Annotated in this window: 6 protein-coding genes and 2 pseudogenes; 2 read left to right on the top strand and 6 right to left on the bottom strand. The window is 64.0% G+C overall.

The annotated features are described in order from the left end of the window. Positions 1 to 816 precede the first annotated feature (816 nt). The 5 genes and pseudogenes from ABDZ95_RS14360 to ABDZ95_RS14340 form a co-directional block, all read right to left on the bottom strand. Positions 817 to 1,191 carry a hypothetical protein gene (locus tag ABDZ95_RS14360; RefSeq protein ID WP_343794658.1) on the bottom strand — a complete coding sequence of 125 codons (375 nt, stop codon included), beginning with the start codon at positions 1,189 to 1,191 and terminating at the stop codon, positions 817 to 819. Positions 1,192 to 1,636: 445 nt separating this feature from the next. Beyond that, positions 1,637 to 1,921, bottom strand: a pseudogene (locus tag ABDZ95_RS14355) (RHS repeat-associated core domain-containing protein); the annotation flags it as partial. A gap of 190 nt (positions 1,922 to 2,111) precedes the next feature. Beyond that, positions 2,112 to 2,207, bottom strand: a pseudogene (locus ABDZ95_RS14350) (IS6 family transposase); the annotation flags it as partial. 566 nt (positions 2,208 to 2,773) lie between these two features. After that, entirely contained in the window at positions 2,774 to 6,451 is a 3,678-nt protein-coding gene (locus ABDZ95_RS14345) for an RHS repeat domain-containing protein (RefSeq protein WP_343794651.1), read from the bottom strand. Between the two features lie 500 nt (positions 6,452 to 6,951). Next, a complete protein-coding gene (locus tag ABDZ95_RS14340) occupies positions 6,952 to 7,461 on the bottom strand; it encodes an RHS repeat domain-containing protein (RefSeq protein WP_343794650.1) in 510 nt (169 codons plus the stop codon). Between the two features lie 682 nt (positions 7,462 to 8,143). Here ABDZ95_RS14340 and ABDZ95_RS14335 point away from each other — a divergent pair. Both ABDZ95_RS14335 and ABDZ95_RS14330 read left to right on the top strand, forming a co-directional pair. Then, positions 8,144 to 9,256, top strand: a complete 1,113-nt coding sequence (locus ABDZ95_RS14335) for a glycosyltransferase family 4 protein (RefSeq protein WP_343794649.1) — start codon at positions 8,144 to 8,146, stop codon at positions 9,254 to 9,256. Between the two features lie 100 nt (positions 9,257 to 9,356). Then, positions 9,357 to 11,504 carry an amylo-alpha-1,6-glucosidase gene (locus ABDZ95_RS14330; protein WP_343794648.1) on the top strand — a complete coding sequence of 716 codons (2,148 nt, stop codon included), beginning with the start codon at positions 9,357 to 9,359 and terminating at the stop codon, positions 11,502 to 11,504. Here the strand turns inward: ABDZ95_RS14330 and ABDZ95_RS14325 are convergent. Beyond that, positions 11,501 to 11,974, bottom strand: coding sequence for a hypothetical protein (locus ABDZ95_RS14325; RefSeq protein ID WP_343794647.1), 474 nt, complete (start codon positions 11,972 to 11,974; stop codon positions 11,501 to 11,503). The genes ABDZ95_RS14330 and ABDZ95_RS14325 overlap by 4 nt on opposite strands. Positions 11,975 to 12,004 lie beyond the last annotated feature (30 nt).

Below are 12,004 nucleotides of genomic sequence, written 5' to 3'. Positions count from 1 at the left end.
ACCTGAGCCGCGGCCGCGCTGGCCAGGACCGTTGCACCAAGGCCCACACAAACAGGTAGAATCCGCACGGCAACCTCCCCACTAAAGGTTGCAGACCTCACCGATCAAGAAGGCCTCACAAAATCACGAGGCAGTGTTTTCAGGATTGCATTTTTCCTAGCTTAGACAGTTACATATTCACTTCTCAATTGATTACAAATTCAGTCCAATTTCTGCAAAGAGTGACGTCGATGGAGGTTGTCAGCCCAAACATCGGCGGACTGCAGAGAAATGCCTTGGCCAAACGTGTCGAGAGGCCCCGAGCTTTCGACGTCAGCCGAGACACGAGCTCTCGCGCTTGCAACTGAGGATGATCGGGCGGTTGCGGCGTCGGCCCCCCGCTGTGTCACGGACCCGGAGCGAGATTTCAAGACGGGCAAGACGACTGTCAGCAAGGGTTCAGGCGCCAAGGGTGCGATCCAAGGAAGAGGTCCGAACCAGACGCCCCGAAGGTCTTCAACGGCCAGTGGTCTTCGAGACAAGTTGTCGCCGGACTGACAGCACCGCCACTCGCTCTCCCCGTATGTCTCTGTATGGTGCTGTCAACTTAACGAAGCAGTAGTCATCGACTAATCTGCGCTGAATCGGTAATTGTTATTTAAAACAATAATTTAGGTGGGAGAGTTTGTGTATGAACGCCGGCCCCCGTCGTTTTTCGTCACTACCCGCGCCAGGCTAGATCATTGATATGGCTAGCGGTCTGATTCCTCTGGTTCTGTACTTTCCCGCTAAGTTGACAGCGCCCAGAACGCCTGCAAGCCCGAGCCGCCTTGACACTTAACTATTATCTGATCCGCGATTTCTCCTAAATGAAGATAAACGTCCAACCTTCACAATTAAAATTACGATTACAGTCACAATAACAGATATACCCAAGAAGATAGGCAACTCGACCGTGAAGGCATCTTCCTGACCCGTCATGAAACGAAGGAGACTGACCGACCCAACCAACGCCAGTGCCTTGGCAATAAAATCAACCACTTGTCCATTGCCACTACCCTCAACCACATGATTCAAGAGCGTCCAGTCGGTACTGAACGGCTTCAGCCCTTCGCCTCTGGAAGTGAGCATCAATCCCAGCTCCAATCCCAGCAACAACCAAAGCAGTTCCAACGACAGGCCCCGCAGCAGTTCTGGCCGCAGTTCCTCCATGACCTAGCTCAACAGCCCAGCTCGCGATCATCGTACCGATGCCAGCGCCCGTCTCGACTGTTCCAAGCATTTCCGATGTTTCGGCCTGCCTCGTGAAGCGATCATGCTGATACTGCAGAGCCTGCCGATCGTTCCATACCCAACTCTCAGTGATGTGAGAGCCCAGCGCCCCCTGAGTTGCCTCGGATCTGGCTTGGTCCCGTCGGCAAACACGCTCCAAGACGGGATTGGGCGGCGATGACGTCGGTCCTCCGCTCCCCCCTCCTCCTCCCACACCACCTGAGCCGTCCCCCCCGGATCTACCTATGCCGCCCATCCCACCACCCGCGCTCGGTTGGCACCACTCTACTCCACTTCCATCCTTCATCACGCTGCCCCCAATGGCGCGACACTCTTGATGAGTAACCCAGTCTCCGGCCCGCGTTTCTTGGGTCAGCCCCCACGGGTCCACCCGGTTCACCGGATCCCCGCCGACGTACCCGTAGATATTCAGCCCGTCGCCGTACCCAATCGGATCGGTCTGCAGGAATCTCCCGAACTGCGGCGCGTAGGCGCGGTTGCGGTAGTTGTAGAGGCCCGGCTCGATAATGGCCTGGCCGGTGTACTGGAAGCGGTCGGAGTTGCCCGGCGCCGCCCCGCCATACTCGTCGTAGCGGTTGACGTTCAGCGTTGTGCCCGCCTCGCTGCTGAGATTGATCACCGACTGCCGCTCGTCGTTGGCCAGCCACATGCGGGTGGCCAGACCGACGCCGGAATAGGTCACGATCGGCTGGTCCAGTCCCGGTCCGGGGATGTGCCGCAGCAGCATCCTGCAACGCCTGCCTACCGCGCCAGTTTCGGGTGAAGCGTCCGAGCCGGTCTCGCCCGGCGTCAAGTAGCGCCCCTCCGCGGCGCATCAGGCGACCGCCAGGAACTGCCCCATCTCGGAAGCTGAGGCTGAACCGGAAATAGAGCCAGACCGCGTGACGGATCACCTCCGCCGGAAAGCGGTGGCGTTTGAAAGACAGCGGCTTCATCGAAAACCCATCATACCCAACCACTTACGACGGTCATCAGTGGAGACAAGTTAGCGTTAAACTGACAGCACCAGCCCCTGATCCGGCACCTGCGATCACACCAATGCCGTTCCGCCCAAGCAACGCTCAAGTAATCAATGGCCGCCATTTTGCGATAAATTTTGCCGCGACGTAGAACGCCATATCCGATATGAACAGAAATGCTGCCGTATATACTGATATAAATCCGACACTTCGTGTAAGACGCATAGGAAAACCAGATGCAACGGTCAGACCGTTCGATACTTCGCCACTTGTCGATATGTATGTGGTCACGCCTCCGTCTAGGAAGACGTAGATCACAGCGAATATCGCAACAGTCAGCCAAGAGTAAACAGTGAGAGGCACTAGAGCCTTCCCACGACAAGCCGCGGCCGCGAAGTGGAATCCCGCATACCCGAACGTCAGATAGATGAACATTGAAACAAGACAAAGCAACAAGTACGTCGGAGAGATCGATGCGATTGCGCATGCAATCCCAAACCCGAAAATAAGAGGAAGAACTATCCTCCTAATAGTGTGACTAGCTACGGCTCTGATCTGACGCATTCTCTGACCTGTAACGCATTTGCCTGCCAGACAGCACCTGACGGGATCGTATTCGCAACTGGATTGGGCCCCGTGCCGTAGCCGGTCGATTGGATGTCGATCGATTGCATGCCCCACCAGTTGGTTGACGTTGTGACCTCTCGAATAACAACCCCAGGGTAAAGAGTGTGGTCGGGAAGTGTGCTGTTCACCACAGTGTGTGTCTCCGGGCTAACCGAATGCGTTACGGTCCCTCTGATGACGCCAATCACATTCACATAAGTTCTGCTGCCTTCACGGACGGGGCTTGCGCCGTCTGCGCCAGGCGCAGGATACCGCGTCAGGCACTCGTACACCCGCTCCACCGTGCAGTTTCCTCCCGGCGAACAGATCGCGGACTCGACTTGGTAAATGTGGGATCCCTGACCGCCTGCATGAGCGGGTGCGGGATCGGGATTGCGGGGGAAAATAAGATTGCCGATCTGGCAGAAAAGACTGCATTTCCTCCGCCCCGTCACCACGACATCATCGAGGGTAGTCTCTTCCTGCAGTCCCCAAGGATCGATCCCGTTCACCGGATCCCCGCCGACGTACCCATAGACATTCAACCCGTCGCCATAGCCGATAGGATCGGTCTGCAGGAATCGTCCAAACTGGGGCGCGTAGGCCCGGTTGCGGTAGTTGTAGAGGCCCGGCTCGATGATGGCCTGGCCGGTGTACTGGAAGCGGTCGGAGTTGCCCGGCGCCGGCACGCCATACTCGTCATAGCGGTTGACGTTCAGGGTATTGCCCGAGCCGTCCGACAGGTTGATCACGGACTGCCGCTCGTCGTTGGCCAGCCACATGCGGGTGGCCAGACCGACGCCGGAATAGGTCACGATCGGCTGGTCCAGCCCCGGTCCGGGGATGTGCCGCACCAGCATCGTGCCCGCGTTGTCGTGCTCACCCGTCAGCTGAGCGCCGGCGTAGGAAAGCAGGATTCCAGAGGCGCTGCCGCCGTACATCCGCCCGGCGGGATCGTAGCTGTAAGCGCTGTTCTCCGTACCGACCAGGCGGCCGGCGGCGTCATGATGGAAGCTGCGCCCCAGGCCCGAGGTGATGTTCTGGTTGGCGTCATAGGTGACAGGCGTGCTCCAGATCGAGGTGACCTGGTTCAGCCCATTGATCGGGTACGCCGTCCCGCCACTGACCGGCGCATAGACATAGGCCCCGTTCGAGGTCGACCGCGCCGAGATCTGACCCGCGGCGTTGTACGCATAACCGAACACCACGTCCCAGGCCGTGCCGGCCAGGTCGTGCGACATCCCCGTCATCCGTCGGGCTGCGTCATACCCGTAACTGCTCGTCGTGCCGTTGCCGCGCACGATGCCCGTCAGCTGGCCGACATCGCCATAGCCGTAGACGGCCAGCAGGCCGGGGCCCGAAGTGGCGCTGTTCTCGCGAATGGCGGTCACCGCACCCCAGGCGTCGCGGTCGTACTGGACGTGGAAGCTGTCCGGCCAGGTGATCCGCGTCATCCGGCCGGCCGGGTCGTACTGGTAGCTCATCGTCCCCAGAGGCCCCGCCTCCGAGGTCATGTTGGACAGGGCGTCCCAGGTCCGGGTCAGCGTCTGGCCGTTGCCGCTCGTAGTGAGCACCCGGCCCAGATTGTCATAGGTCGTCACGATATCCATCGTGCCGAACGGCGCATCGATCAGCGTCTGCCGGCCCAGGTTGTCGTGAGCGATCAATGTCACCTGACCCGCGCGGTTGCGGCTGGAGGTGACGTTGCCGGCCGGATCATAGCCGACCTCGGTGTAGTCGGTGGTCGAGGCCCCGCCGCCCGAAGGGTTCGGATAGCGCAGACGTACCGGACGATCGAAGCCATCGTACTCCTGCACCGACACATTGCCGTTGCCATCGGTCATCGAATGCAAGCGGCCATGAGCGTCGTAACCCAGGGATGTGGTGGTCGCTTCAGTCTGCCCCACCGCCGTGGTGTTGGTCAGGGGCCGGCCAGCCGCGTCGTAAGTGATCTGTGTGATCCGATCCGGGCCGTCCGCGCCCGACGTCGCCGCTGTACAGGCCGACCCCGGCAGCGAGCCGAAGGTGGCCGCATTCATGCGCACGACCGTGCAGTCCACCCGGCCGGCCGCGTCATAGCTGACCTGCGAGGCCGCCACCGTCACGCCCGCGCCGGTCTGCTGGCGTGTCACCACCGGGCGGCCGTACGCGTCGTAGCCGGTCTCCGACCTCAGCACCGGGGTGAAGCTGGCGAAGTTGCTGTCCGAATAGCCGGCGGTATTGCCGGTCTCCGCCACCGTCACCTGACCGCGCGGATTGTACGTCATCCGCTGCGCGCGGTGCGCCCCGGCCCCGGCTCCTTCCGGACCAGGGCCGATCACGCCGACCACCTGACGGGCGTCATCATAGATCACCCGCGTGGTGTCCGCCGTTCCCGAGACCGGACCGTCGACATACTCGACATCGCCGTTGGCGGTGTAAGTCACGCCGGTGACCTCGGACCACGGGTAGCTCCCCGAGCCCCGGCTGATGGCCACCGGCTGCAGGTTGTTGGCGCCTCCGGGCGCCGCATAGGTGAGCGTCGTGCGCACCTCGTTGGCGCCGCCCGAGCAGCTGGATCCGGTGGCGCAGGCGTTGATCTGCGTCGGCAGGGTCACCGCGCTGGGGGCCGGTGCGATCACGCCGGAGCTGTTCTTGTAGTAAGCCGTCTGGGCCGCATAGACGTAGCGGGTCTGCGGACGCGCGGCGCCCGGCGTCGGGGCCGGCGCCGTGACCGTCAATGGCCCGCCGTGCGTCGTGTCCCAGGTGTAGTCCGTCACCCCGCCGCGCGCGTCTGTCGTCGTCAGGGGCGAATTGCAGGTAACCGGAACCGAACAGCCCGCGGGATAGGTCGCCGAGGTGACGATGTCGGCCAGACCGGAGCCCGCTCGCGCCACCTCCCGCGTCTGGGTGACATTGCCGCGCGTATCGTAGGTGTACTGGGTATAGGCGCCGCCCGGCCGGGTCGCTCGGGTGACCCGCTGCTCGGAATCGTACTGGTAGGTAAACGAACTCCCGGCTCCATCCGTAATCGTTGACGGTCTTCCAACCGTCAAATCGGTGACCACGGTGGTGGTCTGCCCCAATGGTCCAGTGCTGACGGCAGTGCGGACAACGCCGCTGTCGGTGAAGCTGTAGGTCCACGCACCGCTCGCATCGGTCAGGGCGCCCACCCGCAGGCCCGATCCCCCGCCGACATAGCTGACCGTCACGTCATCGACCGAACTGCCCGGATTTCGGATCGCGTAAAGTTGTCCACCGGACAGCCGGCGAAACGTCGTTTGCCGTCCGCTCTGGTCGGTATCCGTCTCCACGATCTGCGGCCACGGTCCTGGACGGGCATGGGTCACAGAGGGCCAGACACGCGAGAAAACGCAGGTCGCGGCCAGAGGCGCGCAGGCATCGACCGCGAGGTTGAGCGCCGTAACCTTCTGGACCGTAAACCAGCCATCCGTATTCCAGCCGACATCGGACGCATAGTCATAGTGGACCATGTAGCCGGTGTTGGTCTGGTACGACTGAAGCCGACCCTGCGTGTCCGCGACGCACCAGCCCGGCCCATCGGGATCAAGCTCAGGGTCTGGCGGATAGCACTCCTGTTGGGTGTCGGTTCGGTAGTTGTATGTCGTAACCACTCCGTTTGGAGTTGTCTTGCTTGTGACGACGCCATCCTCGAAGAGGTTCACGCCTTTTCGCTCGGTGATGAACACCGTTCCGTCACCACGCCTGTACGTAAACTGCTGTGTGGAGTTGTTGTAAACGAGCGTTGAGCCCGTATCCGCTTTGGGCGTGAAGACCATGAGCGACGGAGATGCGAAGGCCTCCGTCACACCTTCGATACTGACGACGCAATCGACGCCAATCCCACAAGACCATATGCCGCCGACCGCGTGGTCCCACCAGATGCCGTTGTCGATCAGTGTGCGGCGATACGTAAGCCCGGAGCCCGCAGGTCCGATGGACGTCCCGCCAGAAGCTGGCATCCACCCCCCGCTCACGAGATCGACTCCTCGTTCGTCAAGCGACAAGTGTTCCGGGGGCGGCGCGCTTGGCACTTGCGCCTGCGCCGCGCCGGCCGTGATCAGGGCGACGCCCGACGCTGCGGCGAGCAGCAGGGCTTTCGTCGAGACGCGGGTCATTGACCGCCCTCCCCGACCGTAGCCGCATCGGAGCGCCAGAGCACCTCGTCCCTGCCGTTCAGCATCAGCAGTCGACCCTCGCTCGCCAGTTCAACGCGGGCCTCTCCGGACGCCATTCCCGCCGGCGGCAGGAAACGAGTCTCGCCTTCCGCCGAGACCTCGAACACCGAGGCAAGTTCGGACGGCACAGGCGCGTCCGCTGACCAAAGCTCCAGCCGCCCCGACGATCGCAGCGCCAGGGACCAGGTTCCGTCCGGCGAGGTCAGGGCCTGATGCGGCGACAGCAGGCCATCGACTGGCAGGCGGCGCAGAGCCGCCCAGGACGACACGCCGCTCTGGCCCCTTAGCGTGCGATTGTTGGCGTCGTCGTAGGTATAGGAGGCGGCGTTGCTTCCCGCCGATCCACTCGTCGTGACGCCCACAAGGCGGCCGTTGGCGTCATAGGCGTAGCTCTGGTTGACCTGAGCCGCGGCCGCGCTGGCCAGGACCGTTGCACCAAGGCCCACACAAACAGGTAGAATCCGCACCGCACCCCCCACTGAAGGTTGCAGACTTCACCGATCAACGAGGCCTCACAAAATCACGAGGCAGTGTTTTCAGATTTGCATTTTTTCTAACTTAAACAGTTACATATGCACCTCTGAATTGGTGACAGATTCCCTCCAATTCGACAATGAGTGACGTCGACGGAGGCTGTCATCCCAAACATCGGCGGACCGCAGAGCAATGCCCGGGCTGAACGCGTCGGACGGCCCACGAATCCTCAACGTGAGGCGGGACACGGGCTCTCGTGCTTGCACCTGAGGATGATCGGGACGGTTCAGGCGTCGCCCGCGGCAAGTCACGGACCCGGAGCGAGACCTGAAGGCGGTCAGGGAGGCCGTCAGCAGGCATTCAGGCCCCTGCTCCCGTCCCGTTCGCAAAACACTCCCAAGGGCGGGTCAGGGAGAGACTCGAGCCAGACGCCCTGAAGGTCTTCCACGGCCGACGGTCATCGAGACAAGTTGTCGTCAGACTGACAGCACCGCCAGCGCCAGCCTCTCGAGGGCCTGTGTCGGCAAACCGACGCTGTAAACGCTGTAAATCCTTGCGGCAGAACAAAAATACCGACGATCGCGGAACTTCGCACTTGCGAGAAGGTTGCGGATTCCGGACGTGGCGCGATGGCGCGCGTCAGGAGCTGCAGTCATGAAGATCGCCCAGATCACCCCCCTGTACGAGGCCGTCCCGCCCAAGCTGTATGGGGGCACGGAGCGGGTTGTGGCGCATCTGACGGACGCTCTCGTCGATCTCGGCCATGAGGTGACGCTGTTCGCCAGCGCAGACGCCGAGACGCGGGCGCGGCTGGTGTCGGTCAGGGATCAGGCGATCCGGCTGGATCCGGCGCCGCTGAAGTCCGACCTCGCCGCGCACATGACGCTGATATCCGAGGTGATGAAGCGGGCGGACGAATTCGACGTCATCCACTTCCACACCGACATGATCCATTTCCCGTTCTTCGAGCGCTATGCGGACAAGACGATCACGACCCTGCACGGACGGCTCGACCTTAAGGACCTGCCGGGCGTCTATGAGCGCTGGCCTCAGTACGGACTGGTGTCCATCTCGGATGACCAGCGGCGCCCCCTGCCTTTCGCCAACTGGAAATCGACCGTCCACCACGGCATGCCCGCGGACCTGTACCGCTTCAGCCCGCGCTCCGAAGGCTATCTCGCCTTCCTGGGTCGTATCTCGCCGGAAAAGCGCCCGGACCGGGCGATCGAGATCGCCACGGCGCTGGGCAAACCGCTGAAGATCGCCGCCAAGGTCGATTCGGCGGACAAGACCTATTGGGAGACGGTCATCCGCCCCATGGTCGAGGGTAATCCGCTGGTCGAGTTCATCGGCGAGATCGGCGACCACCAGAAGTCGGACTTCCTCGGCGGCGCCGAAGCCCTGCTGTTCCCCATCGACTGGCCCGAGCCCTTCGGTCTGGTGATGATCGAAGCCATGGCCTGCGGAACCCCTGTCGTGGCCTTCCGCTGCGGTTCGACCACGGAGGTGATCGAGGACGGCGAGACTGGTCTGCTGGTCGATACGATCGAACAGGCGATCGCCGCCGCCGGACGCGCGCACCTCATGGACCGCGAGGCGATCCGCGCCCATTTCGAACTGCGTTTCTCTGCGACGGCCATGGCCCGACGCTATCTCGACGTCTACGGCGATCTGCTGGCGCGCCGTCCGTTCGCCGAAGCGCCGCTGGCGGATGTCGTGACGCCACTTCGGCCCACCGAGGATCGCTCGTTCGCGGCCATCGCCTGAACCGGCGGTCGCTTCGTCCATTACCGTACCAGGCGGCCATCAAGCGTCCGCATTCGGGAGCGAAGACTCAGGGCTGACCTGAACGCCGTCGAGGAGCCTCATGGACGACGCCTACTCGGTCCAGACCACAGCCGCGGAGACCGCCGAAGCCGACGGCCTCGAACAACTGATGGCGCTGAAGGACGCGGACACCTTCTGCGTCGCCGATCAGTGGGGCGATCTGAAGGGCGGCGCGGACGGGCTGTTCGACAACGACACACGGCTGTTGTCGCGGTTCGTTCTGACCATCGGCGGGGCTCGCCCGTCGCGCCTAAGCTCCGGCGTCAGCCAGGACAATGTCTTCTTCAGCGCCCACACGACCAACCGCCCCCTGCCCCCGATGGGCGGACGGTCGGCGCCGGCAGGCGTCCTGCACATAGAGCGTCGCCGCTTCATCTGGAACCGTCGCCTGTTCGAGCGAATCCGCCTGCACAACCACGGTATCGAGGATGTGCTGGTGCCTTTCGCCTTCGACTACGGCGCCGATTTCGCCGACATCTTCCAGGTGCGTGGGACGTTCCGGGCGAAGCGGGGCGAGATCGCGCCGCCGACGCACGACGGCCGCCGCGTGACCTTCGCCTATCGCGGGCTGGACGACGTCGAACGAGTCAGCTGCCTCGCCTTCTCCGAGCCGCCCGCCCGCATCAGCGGATCGCGGGCCGAGTTCATGTTCAGCCTGCCGACAGGCCGGCGCGTCGACCTCTACGTCGAATGTGGGCCTGACCGTTGCGAGGCGCCGGACGAGGGCCGCTTCCGGCGCAATGCCGTCGAGGCGCGGCTGGCGATGCGTCGGCGTCGGCGTCGCGGCGCCTCGGTGCGCGGCCCGCGCAGCCCGCGCTTCAACGACTGGCTGGACCAGAGCCGCGCGGACGTGGCCCTGCTGACGACCGACCTGCCGACTGGTCCGTATCCGTATGCCGGCGTGCCGTGGTTCTCGACGCCGTTCGGGCGGGACGGGATCATCACAGCCTGGCAGATGCTGTGGCTGGACCCGTCGCTGGCGCGTGGGGTCCTCACCTATCTGGCGAAGCGACAGGCGACCGAGGTCTCGGCGTTCAAGGACAGCGCGCCGGGCAAGATCATGCACGAGACGCGCGGCGGCGAGATGAGCGCGCTCGGCGAGGTGCCGTTCGGCCTCTACTACGGCGGCGTCGACACCACGTGCCTGTTCGTAGCTCTGGCCGGCGCCTATGCGCGGCGCACCGGCGATCTGGAGACCATCCGGGCGCTATGGCCGAACCTCATCGCGGCGACGCAGTGGATGACCGACTATGGCGACATCCGGAAGGACGGGCTGATCAGCTATCAGCGCGGGGCCGACACCGGGCTTTCGAACCAGGGTTGGAAGGACAGCGAGGACTCCATCTTCCACCGCGACGGCCGCTTTCCGAAGGGTCCGGTGGCGTTGCTGGAGGTGCAGGGCTACGCCTTCGCCGCCTGGCAGGCGATGGCGGATCTGGCGCAGGCGCTGGGCGAACCGGGCCATGAGCAATGGGCGGCGCGGGCCGAGACCGTTCGCAGCCTGGTGGAAGATCGCTTCTGGATGGAGGACGAGGGGTTCTACGCCATAGCACTCGACGGCGACGGCGAGGCCTGCCGGTCGATCGCGTCCAACGCCGGCCACCTGCTGTTCACCGGCCTGCCCTCACCCGAGCGCGCCCGGCGGGTGACGAAGCGTTTGCTGTCCAGCGAATTCCGCTCCGGCTGGGGCGTACGCACCCTGGCGACCGGACAGGCCCGGTTCAATCCGATGAGCTATCACGACGGCTCGGTCTGGCCTCATGACACGGCGATGGCCGCGGCCGGGATGGCGCGGTACGGCGAGCGCCGGGCGGTGGCGTTGCTGCTGGGCGAGATCTACGCCGCGGCGGCCCATTTCCATCTGCGCCTGCCGGAGCTGTTCTGCGGTTTTGAACGGGCTGCGGGCGAGGCGCCGATCGCCTACCCGGTCGCCTGCCTGCCGCAGGCCTGGGCCGCCGGATCGGTGTTCCTGATGCTGCAGGCCTCGCTGGGCGTGAATATCGACGCCCTGCGCGGCGTTGTGGAGGTCGATGACCCGGTGCTCCCCGCCGGCATCGAGAGGCTGAACGTGACCGGGCTGCAGATTGGCGCCGGCGCGGTCGATCTGGCCTTCCAGCAGATGGGCGCACACACAGTCGCCGTCACCCGACGGAAGTCGGACGGCGTGGCGGTCAGGATCGTCGGCTAGCGACGTCGGCCACGGGTGGCTCCGGCAACGGTCGCGGCGCCCAGACCGGCGATCAGCAGGTCCTCGATCATGCCGCTGCGGGTCTGGCCGATGCGGCGCATGGCGGCCTTGCGGCCGGACAGGGTCAGGTAGGCCAGAGGGATGGCGACGCCGACGGCGATGCCGGCGCCCAGACGTTCGCGACCTTTCGGGGCCAGCGCGCCCCCCGCGATGCCGGCGCTGGCGATGCGGGCCAGCAGGCCGAGGAAGACGGTGCGATCCGGGGCCGACTTCATCTTGTCTCCCAGAAGCTCGCCGACGCCCATGGCCAGTGCGCCGAACCTGAACAGCGGATGGTCGAGCAGGACCAGCTTGCCGGGCGTGGCGCGATGGGCCAGCCGGGCGGTGGCGATGGCGGCCATGGGGGTCATGGAGCGCGCGCTGGCGGTCGCGCCGATCAATGCCGAGGGGAGAAGGTCGAGAATGCGCATGCAGGCTCAACCAACGATGGGCCAGCAGGT

This window comes from Brevundimonas kwangchunensis (assembly GCF_039523815.1).
Classification (GTDB): Bacteria; Pseudomonadota; Alphaproteobacteria; order Caulobacterales; family Caulobacteraceae; genus Brevundimonas; species Brevundimonas kwangchunensis.
This window is presented reverse-complemented; position numbering and strand designations above follow the sequence as displayed.